At 70.4% G+C, this 15,221-nt stretch carries 17 protein-coding genes and 1 pseudogene; 12 read left to right on the top strand and 6 right to left on the bottom strand.

Going from position 1 to position 15,221, the window contains the following annotated elements:
* Positions 1-68: 68 nt before the first annotated feature.
* Together gcvPA and gcvPB are read left to right on the top strand one after the other, a co-directional pair.
* A complete protein-coding gene (gcvPA, locus tag P0592_RS01450; RefSeq protein ID WP_419181123.1) occupies positions 69-1,391 on the top strand; it encodes an aminomethyl-transferring glycine dehydrogenase subunit GcvPA in 1,323 nt (440 codons plus the stop codon).
* Positions 1,388-2,806 carry an aminomethyl-transferring glycine dehydrogenase subunit GcvPB gene (gene gcvPB, locus P0592_RS01445; RefSeq protein ID WP_276272484.1) on the top strand — a complete coding sequence of 473 codons (1,419 nt, stop codon included), beginning with the start codon at positions 1,388-1,390 and terminating at the stop codon, positions 2,804-2,806. Before gcvPA ends, gcvPB begins: the two co-directional genes overlap by 4 nt.
* A gap of 131 nt (positions 2,807-2,937) precedes the next feature.
* On the opposite strand, the gene P0592_RS01440 is transcribed toward gcvPB, so the two are convergent.
* The 3 genes from P0592_RS01440 to P0592_RS01430 all read right to left on the bottom strand — a co-directional run bounded on the left by P0592_RS01440 (position 2,938) and on the right by P0592_RS01430 (position 3,784).
* Entirely contained in the window at positions 2,938-3,306 is a 369-nt protein-coding gene (locus P0592_RS01440) for a response regulator (RefSeq protein ID WP_276272483.1), read from the bottom strand.
* A 37-nt stretch (positions 3,307-3,343) separates the two neighbouring features.
* On the bottom strand, positions 3,344-3,550 hold the full coding sequence (locus P0592_RS01435) for a DUF7511 domain-containing protein (RefSeq protein ID WP_276272482.1): 207 nt from the start codon (positions 3,548-3,550) through the stop codon (positions 3,344-3,346).
* Positions 3,551-3,616: 66 nt separating this feature from the next.
* Positions 3,617-3,784: a DUF7838 family putative zinc beta-ribbon protein gene (locus P0592_RS01430; RefSeq protein WP_276272481.1), complete on the bottom strand. Its 168-nt coding sequence runs from the start codon at positions 3,782-3,784 to the stop codon at positions 3,617-3,619.
* A gap of 106 nt (positions 3,785-3,890) precedes the next feature.
* On the opposite strand from P0592_RS01430, the gene P0592_RS01425 reads away from it, so the two are divergent.
* The 6 genes and pseudogenes from P0592_RS01425 (at position 3,891) to P0592_RS01400 (ending at position 8,655) form a co-directional block, all read left to right on the top strand.
* On the top strand, positions 3,891-4,547 hold the full coding sequence (locus P0592_RS01425; RefSeq protein ID WP_276272480.1) for a peptide-methionine (S)-S-oxide reductase: 657 nt from the start codon (positions 3,891-3,893) through the stop codon (positions 4,545-4,547).
* A 107-nt stretch (positions 4,548-4,654) separates the two neighbouring features.
* Complete coding sequence (locus tag P0592_RS01420; protein ID WP_276272479.1) at positions 4,655-5,191, top strand: cob(I)yrinic acid a,c-diamide adenosyltransferase; 537 nt, start codon at positions 4,655-4,657, stop codon at positions 5,189-5,191.
* A 36-nt stretch (positions 5,192-5,227) separates the two neighbouring features.
* Positions 5,228-6,082 (top strand): M14 family metallopeptidase, encoded by an 855-nt coding sequence (locus P0592_RS01415; protein WP_276272478.1) that lies wholly within the window; start codon positions 5,228-5,230, stop codon positions 6,080-6,082.
* Between the two features lie 97 nt (positions 6,083-6,179).
* Positions 6,180-6,356 (top strand): annotated as a pseudogene (locus tag P0592_RS01410) (HVO_2922 family protein); the annotation flags it as partial.
* Between the two features lie 49 nt (positions 6,357-6,405).
* Complete coding sequence (mvaD, locus tag P0592_RS01405) at positions 6,406-7,380, top strand: phosphomevalonate decarboxylase MvaD (protein WP_276272477.1); 975 nt, start codon at positions 6,406-6,408, stop codon at positions 7,378-7,380.
* A gap of 69 nt (positions 7,381-7,449) precedes the next feature.
* Positions 7,450-8,655, top strand: a complete 1,206-nt coding sequence (locus tag P0592_RS01400; RefSeq protein ID WP_276272476.1) for an NAD(P)/FAD-dependent oxidoreductase — start codon at positions 7,450-7,452, stop codon at positions 8,653-8,655.
* Here the strand turns inward: P0592_RS01400 and P0592_RS01395 are convergent.
* Both P0592_RS01395 and P0592_RS01390 read right to left on the bottom strand, forming a co-directional pair.
* The gene (locus tag P0592_RS01395; protein WP_276272475.1) at positions 8,652-9,653 is read right to left on the bottom strand and encodes a chemotaxis protein CheW; all 1,002 of its coding nucleotides are present in this window, start codon (positions 9,651-9,653) and stop codon (positions 8,652-8,654) included. The two genes, P0592_RS01400 and P0592_RS01395, sit on opposite strands and share 4 nt — an antisense overlap.
* On the bottom strand, positions 9,650-10,543 hold the full coding sequence (locus P0592_RS01390) for a ParA family protein (protein ID WP_276272474.1): 894 nt from the start codon (positions 10,541-10,543) through the stop codon (positions 9,650-9,652). The genes P0592_RS01395 and P0592_RS01390 overlap by 4 nt, the downstream gene beginning before the upstream one ends.
* Before the next feature lie 171 nt (positions 10,544-10,714).
* Between P0592_RS01390 and P0592_RS01385 the strand changes: the two genes are divergently transcribed.
* The gene (locus tag P0592_RS01385) at positions 10,715-11,209 is read left to right on the top strand and encodes a FlaD/FlaE family flagellar protein (protein WP_276272473.1); all 495 of its coding nucleotides are present in this window, start codon (positions 10,715-10,717) and stop codon (positions 11,207-11,209) included.
* 98 nt (positions 11,210-11,307) lie between these two features.
* Positions 11,308-12,387 carry an actin-like salactin gene (locus P0592_RS01380; RefSeq protein WP_276272472.1) on the top strand — a complete coding sequence of 360 codons (1,080 nt, stop codon included), beginning with the start codon at positions 11,308-11,310 and terminating at the stop codon, positions 12,385-12,387.
* Here the strand turns inward: P0592_RS01380 and P0592_RS01375 are convergent.
* The gene (locus P0592_RS01375) at positions 12,384-12,563 is read right to left on the bottom strand and encodes a hypothetical protein (RefSeq protein ID WP_276272471.1); all 180 of its coding nucleotides are present in this window, start codon (positions 12,561-12,563) and stop codon (positions 12,384-12,386) included. The genes P0592_RS01380 and P0592_RS01375 overlap by 4 nt on opposite strands.
* A 168-nt stretch (positions 12,564-12,731) precedes the next feature.
* Here P0592_RS01375 and P0592_RS01370 point away from each other — a divergent pair, with 168 nt between their 5' ends.
* A complete protein-coding gene (locus P0592_RS01370; RefSeq protein WP_276272470.1) occupies positions 12,732-12,866 on the top strand; it encodes a hypothetical protein in 135 nt (44 codons plus the stop codon).
* A 171-nt stretch (positions 12,867-13,037) separates the two neighbouring features.
* Positions 13,038-15,221, top strand: coding sequence for a GH32 C-terminal domain-containing protein (locus P0592_RS01365; RefSeq protein ID WP_276272469.1), 2,184 nt, complete (start codon positions 13,038-13,040; stop codon positions 15,219-15,221).

The raw sequence follows: 15,221 nt of genomic DNA, 5'->3' as shown, positions 1-15,221 counted from the left end.
CCGGTGGTTAGCCACGAACAGTATGGCAGTACTGGGGAGGGTCCGACGTGAGCGAGCGTGACGGACCCGTGTCCGGAAGTCCCTACGCACCGCACACACCGGCGGAGACGAGCGAGATGCTGGCCGCCGTCGGCGCAGACAGTCTCGAGGCCCTGTTCGACGTGCCCGACTCGGTCGCCTTCGACGGCGAGTTCGGCATCGACGCCCGGGGGGAGCGCGAGACCCGCCGCGAGGCCGCCAGTCTGCTCGGGCGCAACGACGACCTGACGGAGTTTCTCGGTCGCGGCCACTACGAGCACTACGTCCCGGCGGTCGTCGACGATCTGGCGAGTCGCTCGGAGTTCCTGACCTCCTACACGCAGTACCAGCCCGAGGTCGCACAGGGGTTCCTGCAGGCGCTGTTCGAGTACCAGTCGCTGCTGGTCGAGCTGACGGGCCTGGGCGTGGCCAACTGCTCGATGTACGACGACGCGACGGCGCTGGGCGAGGCCGCGACGCTGGCCCGGCGGGTCCGGTCGGTGTCGGGCGACCGCGTGCTGGTCCCCGAGCAGCTGCGGGACGGGAAACGCCGCGTCCTGGCGAACTACGCCGACGGCCCCGGGCTCTCGGTGGCGTCGTACCCGACCGCCGACGGACAGGTCGACGTCGACGCGCTTCGGGAGACGGTCGACGAGGACACGGCGATGGTCTACGCCGAGACGCCCACGGTCAGAGGCGTCGTCGAGGAGTCGCTGTCGGCGGTCGGCGAGGTCGCGACCGACAACGACGCGCTGTTCTGTCTGGGGTCGGACCCGGTCGCGCTGGCGCTGCTGGAGCGGCCTGCGGACGTCGGTGCCGACGTGGTGGTCGGGGACGCCGCGTCGCTGGGGACCGGCACCGCCTACGGATTCGGTCTCGGGATGTTCGTCACGCGCGAGGACTACCTCCGGCAGGTCCCCGGCCGACTCGTCGGGGCCGGCGAGGACGCCGACGGCCGGCGGGCCTACACGCTGACGCTCCAGACCCGCGAACAGCACATCCGCAAGGAGCGGGCCACCTCGAACATCTGCACCAACCAGGCGTGGGTCGCGCTCCGGACGGCCATCCACGCCGCGTGGCTCGGCCCCGAGGGGCTGGTCGACCTCGCGAGCGACTGCGTCACGCGGGCGCGGGACCTCGCGGCCGAACTGGACGACGTGGTCGGCGTGCAGGCCCCGGTCCACGACGGTCACCACTTCCGGGAGTTCGTCGCCCGGACCGACCAGCCGGCTCCCGCCGTCGTCGAGGACCTCGCCGCGCGGGGCTACGCCGTCCACGCCGTCGACGATCACCTGATCCAGGTCTGTGCGACGGAGGTGACCGCCGACGCCGAGGCCGCGTTCGTCGAGGCGGTCGCGGAGGTGGCGGGATGAAGTATAATCAGGCCCGCTGGACCCACGACGACCAGCGCTACGAACCGCTGCTCTCGGAGAAGGCCAACCGGGAGGTGGCGGTCGAGGACACGCCGCTGCCCGACGACCTGACCCGGGACTCGCTGGAGCTGCCCGACCCCGCCGAGCCGGAGCTGGCCCGCCACTACACGCGGCTCTCCCAGATGAACTACGGCGTCGACAGTGGCCCGTTCCCGCTGGGGTCCTGTACGATGAAGTACAACCCGAAGTTCACCGAGGCCATCTCCCGGCGCGAGGACGCGGCCGTCCACCCGGACCGGCCCGACTCGACGCTCCAGGGGACGCTGGCGCTCTGTCACCGGTTGCAGGACTACCTCGGACGCATCGGCGGGATGGACGCCGTGACGCTCCAGCCGCCGGCCGGCGCGGCCGGCGAGTTCACCGGCATCCGCATCGCGAAGGCCTACCACGAGCACAACGGCGAGGGCGAGCGCTCGGAGGTCGTCATCCCCGACTCCGCCCACGGCACGAACTTCGCGACGGCGGCGATGGCCGGCTACGACGTGGTCGAACTGCCCAGCGGCGACGACGGGCGGGTCGACCTCGCCGCGCTGGAGGCGGCCGTCGGCGACGAGACGGCGGCGCTGATGCTCACCAACCCCAACACGCTCGGCCTCTTCGAGCGCGACATCGAGGCCATCGCCGAGGTCGTCCACGACGCCGGCGGCCTGCTGTACTACGACGGCGCGAACCTCAACGCCTTGCTGGGACGCGCCCGGCCCGGCGATATGGGCTTCGACGTGATGCACTACAACGTCCACAAGACGTTCGCGACGCCCCACGGCGGCGGCGGCCCCGGCGCTGGCCCGGTCGGCGTCACCGAGGACCTGGCGGCGTTCCTGCCGGACCCCCACGTCCGGGCCAACGACGGCGGCTTCGAGGAGTACACCCCCGATCGCTCCATCGGCAAGGTCCACGGCTTCTACGGCAACTGGCCCGTCCTGCTCAAGACCTTCGCGTACATCGCCCGGCTGGGCGACGAGGGGCTGGCCGACGCCAGCGCGAAGGCGGTGCTGAACGCGAACTACCTGGCCGAGCGGATCGACTACGACGTGCCGTTCGGGCCGTTCCACCACGAGTTCGTCGCCAGCGCGGCCCCACAGGACGCCGCCGACGCGGCGAAGCGGATGCTCGACTACGGCGTCCACCCGCCGACGACGAAGTGGCCCGAGATCGTCGACGAGGCGCTGATGACCGAGCCCACCGAGGCCGAGCACAAGCGCTCGCTCGACCAGCTGGCGGCGGCGTTCGACGCCGTCGCCGCCGAGGACGACGCGACGCTCGCCAGCGCCCCCGAGCGGCCGGCCGCCCGCCGCATCGACCAGGTCGCGGCGGCGCGGGACCCGACGCTCTCCTGGCACGCGCTCGAGGACTGATCGGTCGCCGACCCCGACGATCTCGTCGCCCGCGCCGGCGGGGTGCCGACCGTGATCCGCGCGAGCGCCGCCGTCGAGACGGTGGCTGACGGCGGCACGGCGGTGACGCTGCCGCTCTCCCGGACAGACACCTAGACGGCGTCCCGGACCCGGTCGGCCAGCACGTCGTACTGCTCGGTTCCGGTCCCCTTCTGGACGTACCCCGTGACGCCGGCCTCGTCGGCCTCGGGCTGGACCGTCTCGGGTTCGCGGGCGCTGAACAGGAGAAACGGAATCTCGTCGCCCCCGTCCCTGATGGCCGCACAGAGCTCGATCCCGTCGAGCCGCGGCATCTTGTAGTCGCTGACGACCGCGTCGAAGTCCTCGCTCCGGACGAGTTCGAGCGCCCGCTCGGGGTCGGACTCGGCCGTCACGTCGAGGTCGTCGTGTTGCCCGAGGAACGTCCCGACGATTTCGAGGACATCGGTGTCTTCGTCGACCAGTAGTACCTCGACACTCATCGTCCGTAATAGACGATAATCGAATAAAAACCCCCGGTTACCGCATCTCGTCGACGGGGACGAACGCGGCCCGGTCGGCGCTGAGCCACGTCGACATCCGTGCGACGCCGGAGAGCCCCGGCGGCGACACCGTACAGCGATCCGGCCCGTCGGTGTGCCGGACGACGGTCATCGACAGGTCGGTGCCGGCGGCCCCGGGGCCGCTCCGTGTCTCCTCGGCCACCCAGTCCGGATCCCGACTCATACCTGTACGGGGAGTGACACAGGAGCCACAAAACCGCTGCTAAGACGTCTCCGTACCGCTATTGAGCTATGCCGAGGCGGTGTCGACCTCGCCGTCGATGCGGACGAACCCGTAGTCGCAGTCGGGACAGTGCCACTTGACCTTCTCCCCGAGGTGCATCGTGGTGCTGGCGACCTTCCAGAAGTCCTGATACTCCTCGCACACCGGACAGTAGTGTTCGAGTTCGAGGCTCATACCGCGGGATTCGGGGTCGGTGCAGTTCAAACTCCCGGTTCCGGGCGGTCGACGGGGGAGACGCAGACACCGGAAGGGGAAAGCGGGTCCGGCACGTACCCCGGACATGGCTACGGCCGACAGACCGACCGCACTCCGGCGGGACGCCGCGGCACCGCCGCCCGACGCGACCGAGACGGCGACGTTCGGCCTCGGCTGTTTCTGGGGGCCGGACGCCCGCTTCGGCGCGATGCCGGGCGTCGTCCGCACGCGCGTCGGCTACGCGGGCGGGACCGACCCCGACCCCACCTACTACGCGCTGGGCGACCACACGGAGGTCGTCCAGGTCGAGTACGACCCCGACGAACTGGACTACGCGGCCCTGTTGGACGTTGCACTCGCGAACCACGACCCCTTCTCGGAGCCGTTCAAGCGCCAGTACCGGGGCGTCGTCTTGGTCCACGACGAGCGACAGCGCGAGGCCGCGGCGTCGGCGATCGAGACCCTCGAATCGGAGACCGGGAAGGCGGTCCGGACACCCATCGAGCCCCTGTCGTCGTTCACGCTCGCCGAGGACTACCAACAGAAGTACGAGCTCCGGTCGACGCCGGTGGTCGGCGACGAGCTGGCCGACCTCTACGGCGACCGGCTGGTCGACTCGACGGTCGCGGCCCGGCTGAACGGCCTCGTGGCCGGCCACGGCGACGAGGAGCGGCGGCGGCGAATACTGGCCGACCTGGACCTCTCGCCGGCGGCCGTCGACGAGGTCCGGCGGCGCTGCTGACCCGCCCGCGGGACCGCCGACGGGCGACGGGACGGCGACGACTCGCTCCGCGGGCCCCCAAACGGTTCGCCCGCGATTATAAGACCGCCGCGGCCCCAGGGACGGGTATGCCCATCTACACCGGCCGCGGCGACCAGGGACAGACCGACCTGCGGACGATGGAGCGGGTCTCGAAGGACTCCCGGCGCATCGAGGCCTACGGGACCGTCGACGAGGTGAACGCCCTCGTGGGGGTCGTCCGGCCCACGGGCCACGACGACATCGACGACTGGCTGCGGGCGGCCCAGAACCACCTCCACATCGTCCAGGCCGACTTCGCGAACCCCCAGCCCGACGAGGACGACCCGCGGATCACCGAGGCCCACGTCGACGACCTGGAGGAGATCATCGACACGGCGAACGAGGAACTGGACCCGCTGGAGTCCTTTATCCTCCCGTCGGGGTCGGAGCCGGGCGCGAAGCTCCACCACGCGCGGGCGGTGTGTCGCCGGGCCGAGCGACGCGCCGTGTCGCTGTCGGCCGAGGAGGCCGGCGTCAACGAGACGGCCATCGTCTACCTCAACCGGCTCTCGGACGCGCTCTTTACCCTCGCGCGGCTCGTCAACAAGCGCGAGGGGGTCCGCGAGGAGAGTCCCGAGTACTGAACCCTTTTCGGCCTCCGCCGTCGTAGTCACCCGTAGATGTCGGAGTCAGATTCCCCCGAGGTGACGGTGCGTGGGCCGGGTTCGGAGCCCGAAGTGACCGTGATCGCCGGCGTCCACGGGGACGAACCCAGCGGCGTGCGGGCCATCCAGCGAGTGCTCGACGCCGACCACGAGTTCGAGCGAACGGTCCAGTTCGTCTACGCGAACCCGCCGGCGCTGGCGGCCGACCGCCGGTACGTCGACGTCGACATGAACCGGGCGTTCCCCGGCGACGCCGGCAGCGACGCCCAGGAGGAGCGACTCGCCGCCGACCTGCTGGAGATCGTCGGCGACACGCCGACGCTGTCGCTGCACGCCACCCACTCCCAGCCGGAGCCGATGGCGCTGGTCTCGCGGGCCTACGAGACGGCGCTTTCGACGGCCGCCGACCTCCCGGTCCCGTCGGTGGTCGACACGAAGGAGACGGTCGCGGGGACCCTGAACCAGCACGCGCCGGTCGTGACCGTCGAGGCCGGCCGCCAGCGGACGGAGGACGCGACCGACACCGCGACGATGGTCATCGAGACGTTCCTCCGCATCCACGACGCGCTGGCGGGCAACGCGGCGACCGGCGAGCCGACGTTCTTCGAGCTCGAGGACGTCGTCGAGAAGCCCGACGACGCGCCGCCGGCGGCCGCCTGTGACGAACTGTACGACCTCCGCGCGGAGAACTTCGAGCTGGTCTCGGCGGGCGAGACGTGGGCCACCATCGAGGGCGAGGACGTCGTCGCCGACGAGCCGTTCGTCCCCGTCCTGATGTCGGAGTGTGGCTACCAGGACATCTTCGGCTACAAGGGCGGGCTGGCCGGCGAGTCGCTCGACGACGCACGCGAGTACTGGGGGATGGACTGAGCGGTCCGAACCGGAGCGACGGCACCGGCGCTCGTCCGGTCCACTTCCGGGACGCCCACCAGTTACTTGTCCCGTGGTGCCGACTGACACATCGATGCCAGCCACATTCGAACTGTACCAGGACTCGGCAGACGACTGGCGCTGGCGGCTCCGGCACGCGAACGGCAACATCATCGCCGACAGCGGCGAGGGGTACGCCAGCAAGCAGAAGGCCAAGCAGGGTATCGAGAGCGTGAAGGACAACGCCGCGGACGCCGACGTCGAGGAGGTGTAGCCCCGCGGCGGTCCGTAATAGGGAAGTGACCGGCCCGGAAGGGTGAGGTATGAAGGCGACCGCGAAGGCCCACCCGATCCAGGGGCTGGTCAAGTACCACGGGATGCGCGACGAGGAGCTCCGGCTCCCCTACCACGACAGCATCTCCGTCTGTACCGCGCCGAGCCACTCCAAGACCACCGCGGAGTTCGTCCCGGCGGCCGACGAGGACACGTTCGTCCTCGACGGCGAACCGGTCGAGGGGCGCGGGGCCGAGCGGATCCGTGCCGTCGTCGACCACGTCCGGGACCTGGCCGGCTTCGACCACGCGGTCCGCTTCGAGTCCCAGAACGACTTCCCGACCAACATCGGCTTCGGCTCCTCGTCGTCGGGCTTCGCCGCCGCGGCGATGGCGCTGGTCGAGGCCGCCGGCCTGGACATGACTCGCCCGGAGATCTCGACGGTCGCCCGACGCGGCTCCTCCTCGGCCGCCCGCGCGGTCACCGGCGCGTTCTCGCACCTGCGGGCCGGGATGAACGACGCGGACTGCCGCAGCGAACGCATCGAGACCGACCTGGAGGACGACCTGCGCGTCGTCGCCGGGATGGTCCCCTCCTACAAGGAGACCGAGGCCGCCCACGAGGAGGCCGCCGACAGCCACATGTTCGAGTCCCGGATGGCCCACATGCACGGCCAGATCGCCGATATGCGCGACGCCCTCCGGGACGGCGACTTCCACCGGACGTTCGAACTCGCGGAACACGACTCGCTGTCGCTGGCCGCGACGACGATGACCGGCCCCGCCGGCTGGGTGTACTGGCAGCCCCGCACCATCGAGATCTTCAACGCCGTCCGCGAACTCCGGAACGAGGAAGAGATCCCCGTCTACTTCTCCGTCGACACGGGCGCGAGCGTCTACGTCAACACCACCGACGAGTACGTCGACCGGGTCGAGCAGGCGGTCGCCGACTGCGGCGTCGACACCCGCGTCTGGGGAGTCGGCGGCCCCGCACGCGTACTGGACGCCGACGAGGCGCTGTTCTGAGTCGGGTCGGGCGGTCGCCACCGGCCGCAGACCCCGACAGATTATCCCGCTCGCGTCCCAACGACCCGTATGCGTGTCGCCGTCCTCGGTGCCGGTTACGCCGGCCTGTCGGTCGCCCGGAAGCTCGAACGCGCCCTGCCCGCCGACACCGACCTGGTCGTCGTCGACGAGCGCTCCGACCACCTCGTCCAGCACGAGCTCCACCGGGTCGTCCGCCGGCCCTCGCTGGCCGACGACATCTCCGTCCCGCTCGACGAGGTGCTGGACTGTGCGGTCCGACGGGCGAACGTCACGGCCGTCGACGCCGACGCCGGCGTCGCGACCCTCTCGGCCGACGGTGAGACGGAGCGACTGTCCTACGACGTGGGCGTTGTCTGTCTCGGGGCCGAGACGGCCTTCTACGACCTCCCCGGCGTCCGCGAACACGCGACGCCGCTGAAGCGGCTCGACCACGCCCGGCGTATCCGACGGGCGTTCCTCGAACTCGGCGACGGGGACCGCGTCGTCGTCGGCGGTGCCGGCCTGTCGGGCGTACAGGTGGCCGGCGAACTGGCCGCGCTGGCAGACGAGGAGGGGACGGACACGGAGGTCCTGCTGTTGGAACAGATGGCGACCGTCGCCCCCTCGTTCCCCGAGTCGTTCCAGCGGGCGGTCCACGAGGCGCTGGTCGAGGCCGGCGTCACGGTCAGGACGGGGACCGGCGTCGAGCGCGCCGACGACGAGACGATCGCGCTGTCGAACGGCGAGGCGCTCGCCTACGACCAGTTCGTCTGGACCGGCGGCATCCAGGGACCGGCGGCGCTGGACGACGAGCGCCCGGCCGTGCGCGCGGACCTCCGGTTGGGGGCGTCGACGTTCGCCGTCGGCGACGCCGCTCGCGTGGTCGACGCCGACGGCGAGGCCGTCCCCGCCAGCGCGTCGGCCGCGATCCGCGAGGCCGGCGTCGCGGCCGACAACGTGGTCTCGCTGGTCGAGCACCGCAGAAACGGCGACGGGTTCGAGCCGCGCCTCGCCCGCTACCGGTTCGACGTGCCGGGCTGGCTGGTCTCGGTCGGCGACGACGCCGTCGCGAAGGTCGGCCCGACCGTCCTGACCGGCCGGGCCGCGACGGCGCTGAAGACGACGGTCGGTGCCGGCTACCTCGGCAGCGTCGGCGCGATCCGGCAGGCGACCGACCTCGTCCGGGAGGAACTGGACGCGGCGGTCGAGGCCGACGCGGTGCCGGCGGACGCCGACGACCCCGACGACGTGGTCGACGTCTCGGAGCGCGATTAGTCCTCGCCGTCGCCGGTCGCCGCCAGCAGGGCGTCGTCCGGTTCGACCCAGATGACGAACTGGTCCTCCCCGTCGCGGTCGACGACGCCGTTGATGTAGTCGGCGTCGACCGGCGAGGCGTTGACCGCGGACTCGGCGACGGGGACCACCTGCCGGACCTCGTCGACAACCCAGCCGATGGCCCCCTGCTCCTCGAACATGTCCGGGTCGAAGACGACGATCAGCGGCTGTTCGCCGGCGTCGTCCACGTCCATCATCGCGGTCGGTTCGAGGATGGTCGTGATCTGCCCTCGGAGGTCGACGACGCCCTCGACGTAGTCGGGCGTGTTGGGTACTCGCGTCACCGACTCGCGTTTGACGATCTCCTCGACGTACTCGATGTCGAGGCAGTAGCGCTCCTCGCCAAGCGCGAACTCGAGCACTCGGACGGTCTCCTCGTCGGCGGTCGTCTCCCCCTCGGCGGCCGTCGCGCGAGCGCCGCCGGCCGAGCGCGCGCCCGTGCCCTGCTCCATCGCGGCCTCCAGGAGCTCTTGGTCGGGGAGTTCGACGCCACTGGGTCCCTGCATCGGGGCGGCCGTCGCGGAGACGTCGCCCGGCGTGGCGGCGTCGCCTGTCGCGCCGCCCTCCTCGGCCGCAGTCCCGTCCCCGGTCACCTGGGCCGCCGACTCGGCGGCGCGACGCGCGACCGCGGCGGGGTCCCGTCCCTCGTCGGCCGTTCCGGCGTCGTCCCCGGGCGTCTCGGCGCGCTCGCCGTCCGCGGTCGCCTCGCCGGCCGCGTCGGCCGCCGAGGGACGTCCGGCGGGGTCGTCGCCGGCCGATCTGGCGTCCGGCTCGGTCGCGGACGGCGACTCGCCGGTGCCGTCGTCGACTGTCTCGTCGGGGCCGTCGCCGTCGGTTCCGGTCTCACCGTCGTCCTCGCCGTCCTCGCTCGCCGCCCTGTTCCCCTGGCGCATGTTGCGGATGCGCTCTGCTCTGTCCATACGGTCGTCGTCGCTCATGCTGTCACCTCGGTGTATCCGAACTGCCTGTCGAGCGCGTCGGCGATGTCGCCGAAGACGCTCGCCATATCGCACTGCTCGTCGGCCGCGAAGACGGAGGTCCCCTGCGTGTAGGCCCGCTGGAGCGCCACGCGCTTGCGGACCTCCCACACCGGGCTGTCCGGGAACGCGGCGTCGAACCACTCCAGCATCATCTCGTCCTCGCTGGTGGTCTCGACGCGGTTGGCGACGACGCCCAGCGTCTCCACCGTGACGTCCGTCTCCCGTTCCAGCGCGGCCATCTGGTCCATCAGTAGTTCGATGGCGCGCTCGGAGGTGGCCTCGGCAAGCGCCGGGATCAGGATGTGGCCGGCGGCGTAGACGCCGGCGTCGGTCAGCTTCCCGTAGAACGGCGGGGAGTCGACGATCACGTAGTCGTACCCCGAGACGGTGTCTAACGCCCGGTCCAGCGCGTCAAGCGCGTGGCCGCCGCCGACCGTCTCCGGCCCGACGTTGATGGCGAACTCTGCCAGCGCATTCGGGTCGACGCCGCTCGTCCCCTCGCCGACCCGGGCCAGCAGGTCGGCGATGGTGAGTTCGTGCTCGGCCTGGAGCATGTCGATGTTCGAGGGGACGACGTCCATCTCCTCGTGTTCGACGACGAGGTCGCCGAGAGTCGCCGGGTCGCCGGTGAGCGCGTCGAACAGCGTCGGGGGCTGGGCGTCGTAGGCCTCGACCAGCCCAAGCCCCTCGGTGGCGTTGCCCTGCGGGTCGAGGTCGACGAACAGCACGTCCCGGCCCCTGTCGTTCAGCGCCCCCGCCACGTTGATGGCGACTGTCGTCTTGCCGGTGCCGCCCTTCGCGTTGGTGACACAGACCCTGGCCGGTCCGGCGGATGAACCCCGACTCATCTGGAACTGCCCGAGAGTCGGTCACGGGCCACTATAAAAATACGGCCCCGATTATCAACGCCGGAACTCGGGTGCGGCGGCGGAATCGGGCGGTAGGAGCGGCGAGCGACCGTCTGACGGGCGTCGGACGGGGTACAAGAGTTAAGTTACCGGATTCGAAACACTGTCTACATGACTATCAATCCGCGCGACTACGACTTAGACGAGCTGCGGGAGATGGCCCGCAAGCGCAGCGACGACGGCGGACTCGGCGAGGAGGGCGAGGTCCCGGACCCCGCCGAGCTGGACGTGGGGCTGGACGAGGCGGACGGCGAGGGCCTGGCCGGCAACTCCTTCCGCTCGGGGTTGTACCGGGAACTGCTGCCGTTCCTCGGCAGCGATAGCGAGGAGAAACCGTACCTCGAAGGCCTGCCGGAGACCTACGCCGCGGAGTTCGTCGTCTTCGAGTGGCTGGAGTTCCTGCTGATGCACTCGGGCTACCAGGGGGCCGACGAGGCGCTGGCGTACTACGAGGACATCGACTGGATCACCGAGGCCGTGCGGGCCGACCTCTCGGAGTACCTGCTGGGGATCGACGAGTCCGCGACCAACGACGGCAACGACCTCAGCGTCGACGACCACCTGCTGAGCCTGGTGTACGTCGCCAAGCTCTCGTCGATGGGCTGAGCGGCGACCCGGTAGCGCGGGGTCGCGGACGGGTGACTATCAGCACTGATTCTTGACGTGAGGTTATATACCGGGGTAGCGACAAACAGCCACCGTATATGAGTGACGAGGACGCGGACGACGCCACGGCGGACGGCCCGACGACCGGCGGCGAGTCGGTGCCGGTCGGCGTGAAGCTCGGCAGCACCCGGACGGTCATCGCCCTCCCGGACGCCCACGGGACCGAGAACCGGATCATCAGGACCCTCACCTGTATGGCGACCTACGAGGACGCCCTGACCGGCGAGGAGAAGATCCTCTACGGCGAGGAGGCCGCCCGCGAGTACCCCGACCGCGTACAGTATATGCTCCGGTCGGGGCTGCCCGAGGACGCCGACCGCGCGGAGATGACCAAGACGTTCTTCGAGGCGCTCATCGAGGAGAACGACATCCCCGCCGACAGCGGCGTCGTCTACGCCATCCCCACCATCGACAACCCCGCTGGGCTGGAGAACCTCCGGGAGGTCATCGAGGACTCCGGGATCGGGCTCTCCCTGGTCGAGAGCTACCCCGAGTCGCTGTGTGGCTCGATCCCCGCCTTCGGCGACGGCCTCGACGCCATCGACGAGATCTTCGTCTCGGTCAACATGGGGTCGACGAACCTCGAGGCCTCCGCCTACCGCCGTGGCGAACAGCTCTCGCCGTTCACCACCGGCGGCATCACGGGCAACGAGGTCGACCGCCGCATCGCCAACTACGTCGAGGAGGAGACTCAGGGCCGGGTCAACATCGACACGCAGACCGCCCGCGAGTACAAGGAGGAACACGCCGACTTCGTCGACTTCGAGCCGTTCACGGACATCATCCAGCAGCCCGGCGGCGGCACCCACGAGTTCACGATCGAGCGGTCCGTGATGGACGCGGTCGACGAGTACCTCGACGACGCCGTCGACGAGATCGCGAACGTCTTCCTGCCGGAACTGGCAAACGACTACATGAAGGTGTACAAGCTGGCGCTGGACCGCCCCATCGTCCTCACCGGCGGGATGGCCTGCATCCCGGGGATCGTCGAGGAGTTCGAGGAGCGACTGAGCGAGGAACTGAACCGGGAGGTCTCCGCGACCGCCGCCGACCAGCCCGACGTGGCTCCGACGGTCGGCGCACAGCGCATCGCGGCCCGTCTCGTCGAGAACAGCTAACCGCTCCAGCAGTCGAGCCAGCGCACGATTCTCGGGGGCTCGGTCCGCGTCGTCGATCCGCCGCCACTACCGAAGGCGGCCAGCGTATCCGTGTCGAGGCGGAGACCGTGACCGGCTCCCGACTCGCCGCTCGTGGCCCGGTTGCGGTCCGCGATGTCCGTTCGGACGCGAGGCATACGACCGTGTAGCCCGGTGATCCACCTAAACCTCAGTCAGACGCGCGTCTGCCGGTCGCTGGACCTCGCCGGCCGCCCGGGGACGTGTGCTCCCGGCGGACCGCGCTATGGCGTGTCATAGCACGAAAACAAACGCTTTTGACTACCCGTCTCGTACGATTAATCGTTATGGACTGCCCCAACTGCGCGACGCGGATGTCCTACAACGACGAGACCACGAAACTGACAGAGTACGTCTGCTCGCGGTGCCACGAGACGATCATCGACTGGAAGCCCGAGGCTCGGGGCTCTCGGGTGGCCTGATACGGACTGTCGTAGCTTCGTTCCGGACGGCCGGGGTCGGTACGTCGCTCCCACGGACCGTCCGAGTCGCTGTCGCCGCCCGGGTGGGGCCGGGCGACGACGCACGTTCGTGCAGGAACGCGCACGAACGATTGGCGAACGTTTTTGTGTCGGTAAGGGCGAGTGGCGGTAATGGGAGTCCCGCGACGTATCGGTTGTCTGTCCGCCGGCACGCTCTCCGACGAGCAGACGGCGGCCTACGAGTGGTGCGACGGACGGTTCGAGACCGTCGAGCGCCGCGACCTCGACGCCGTCGATCCGACGGCCTACGACGTCCTCTGGTGGCACCGCGACGACCCGTTCGACGGCGACGCCGTCGCCGGCGAGCCGGCCGAACGGCTCCGCGAGTACGTGCGTTCGGGCGGCTCGCTGCTGTTGACCCTCGGCGCGATGACCGCCGTCGAACCGTTGGGCTTCGACCCGGTCGGACCCGACGCGACCGGCTGGGAGGAGATCGACGAACCCGTCGGCCCGCTGTGGAAGACGCTGTCCGCCGACCACCCGATCGCGGAGGGGTTCGACACGCTCCGCGTCCACACCCGCGGTCCCGGCGTCACGGTGCCGTACGCCCGCTACGAGGCGGTCGCGCCCGCCGAGGGGGACGTGCTCGCCAGCACGGCGCGTGGCGACACCGACGTGGTCAAGCAGATGGCGACGGTCCTCTGGGAACCGGGCGACGGGCGCGTCGTCGGCGTCGGCTCGGCGGTCTCGTTCCTCCAGCCGACCCACGACGTCTGCCACCGGAACCGGGAGACGCTGATCGGCAACGCCCTGACTCACCTCGCGGGCGAGGACTCGGTCCCGCTGACCGGGCGGCCGAAAGACGCCGCGGCGTTCGCGGCGATGCGCGACCGGCTCGCCGGCGACACCCACCGACCGACCTACCACCTGACGCCGCCGGCCAACTGGCTCAACGACCCCAACGGGCTCATCCACTGGAACGGCCAGTACCACGTCTTCTACCAGTACAACCCGACCGGTCCGTTCCACAACACCATCCACTGGGGCCACGCGGTCAGCGACGACCTGATCAACTGGGTGGACCGGCCGGTCGCGCTGTCTCCCTCCCCGAACGGTCCCGACCGCGACGGCTGCTGGTCCGGGTGTGCGGTCGACGACGACGGGACGCCGACCATCCTCTACACCGGCGGCCGGGACAAGCAACAGCTCCCCTGTATCGCGACGGCGGCCGACGACGACCTGACGGGCTGGATCAAGGACCCCGAGAACCCGATCATCGAGGAGACCCCCACCGAGCCGGCGGTCCTGCGAACCGAGGACTGGGAGGGAGAGTTCCGCGACCACTGCGTCTGGCGCGAGGACGGCACCTGGCAACAGCTCATCGGGGCCGGTATCGAGGGCGGCGGCGGCGCGGCCCTGCTGTACACCTCCGAGGACCTCCGGGACTGGGAGTACCGGGGCCCCATCCTCACCGGGGATCGCGACACGGCCGGCACCGTCTGGGAGTGCCCCGAACTGCTGGACTTCGGCGACCGACAGCTGTTGCACGTCTCGAACTACGAGGACGTGGTGTACTTCCTCGGTACCTACGAGGACGGCGAGTTCGACGTCGAACGCCGTGACAGGCTCGACCACGGGGACTTCTACGCGCCACAGTCGATGTGGACCGACGACGGCCGCATCCTCACCTGGGGCTGGCTCCCGGAGGCGCGTGACCTGAGCGGACAGTGGGACGCCGGCTGGTCCGGTGCGCTGTCGGTGCCCCGCGAGCTGTCGCTGGCCGACGACGGCGGCCTCTGCCAGCGGCCAGCGCCCGAACTCACCGAGCTCCGCGGGGAGAACCTCCACCACGATCGGATCGACCTCGCGGGCGGCGACAGACAGCGCCTCGCCGTCGACAGCCGGGCCTTCGAGTTCCGGGCGACGGTGCGCTTGGAGGACGCCGAGGCCGTCGAACTCTCGGTGCTGGAGACGCCCGAGCGCGAGGAGTACACCCCCATCACGTACACGCGAAACAGCGAGATCCGCGTCGACCGCGGGCCGGCGAGCCGCGACGAGCAGGCCACCAGCGACACCCAGCGGATGCGGGTCACGCCCTACGACTCGCCGCTGTCGCTGCGGGTGTTCGTCGACGGCAGCGTCGTCGAGGTGTTCGCCAACGAACGCCACTGCCTGACCAGTCGCGTCTATCCGACGAGCGACGCGGCGACGGGCGTCTCGCTGACCGCCGAGGGTGGCAGCGCGACGGTCGCGTCGCTGGACCTCTGGGAGATGGACAGTATGTGGCGCGAGCAGGGCACCGGTGACGCCGACGGGTCGGCGTCACCGGTCGACCCCGGGACGATCCGCGACTAA

It is taken from the genome of Haloarcula litorea (assembly GCF_029338195.1).
In the GTDB taxonomy this organism is placed as follows: domain Archaea; phylum Halobacteriota; class Halobacteria; order Halobacteriales; family Haloarculaceae; genus Haloarcula; species Haloarcula litorea.
This window is presented reverse-complemented; position numbering and strand designations above follow the sequence as displayed.

Coding starts and splice junctions, on each gene's coding strand:
- P0592_RS01390 (WP_276272474.1), bottom strand. CDS start 10,543: ATGAGTCGGGGTTCATCCGCCGGACCGGCCAGGGTCTGTGTCACCAAC.
- P0592_RS01425 (WP_276272480.1), top strand. CDS start 3,891: ATGGCTACGGCCGACAGACCGACCGCACTCCGGCGGGACGCCGCGGCA.
- P0592_RS01380 (WP_276272472.1), top strand. CDS start 11,308: ATGAGTGACGAGGACGCGGACGACGCCACGGCGGACGGCCCGACGACC.
- P0592_RS01395 (WP_276272475.1), bottom strand. CDS start 9,653: ATGAGCGACGACGACCGTATGGACAGAGCAGAGCGCATCCGCAACATG.
- P0592_RS01365 (WP_276272469.1), top strand. CDS start 13,038: ATGGGAGTCCCGCGACGTATCGGTTGTCTGTCCGCCGGCACGCTCTCC.
- P0592_RS01370 (WP_276272470.1), top strand. CDS start 12,732: ATGGACTGCCCCAACTGCGCGACGCGGATGTCCTACAACGACGAGACC.
- gcvPB (WP_276272484.1), top strand. CDS start 1,388: ATGAAGTATAATCAGGCCCGCTGGACCCACGACGACCAGCGCTACGAA.
- P0592_RS01435 (WP_276272482.1), bottom strand. CDS start 3,550: ATGAGTCGGGATCCGGACTGGGTGGCCGAGGAGACACGGAGCGGCCCC.
- P0592_RS01400 (WP_276272476.1), top strand. CDS start 7,450: ATGCGTGTCGCCGTCCTCGGTGCCGGTTACGCCGGCCTGTCGGTCGCC.
- P0592_RS01440 (WP_276272483.1), bottom strand. CDS start 3,306: ATGAGTGTCGAGGTACTACTGGTCGACGAAGACACCGATGTCCTCGAA.
- P0592_RS01415 (WP_276272478.1), top strand. CDS start 5,228: ATGTCGGAGTCAGATTCCCCCGAGGTGACGGTGCGTGGGCCGGGTTCG.
- P0592_RS01375 (WP_276272471.1), bottom strand. CDS start 12,563: ATGCCTCGCGTCCGAACGGACATCGCGGACCGCAACCGGGCCACGAGC.
- mvaD (WP_276272477.1), top strand. CDS start 6,406: ATGAAGGCGACCGCGAAGGCCCACCCGATCCAGGGGCTGGTCAAGTAC.
- P0592_RS01385 (WP_276272473.1), top strand. CDS start 10,715: ATGACTATCAATCCGCGCGACTACGACTTAGACGAGCTGCGGGAGATG.
- P0592_RS01430 (WP_276272481.1), bottom strand. CDS start 3,784: ATGAGCCTCGAACTCGAACACTACTGTCCGGTGTGCGAGGAGTATCAG.
- P0592_RS01420 (WP_276272479.1), top strand. CDS start 4,655: ATGCCCATCTACACCGGCCGCGGCGACCAGGGACAGACCGACCTGCGG.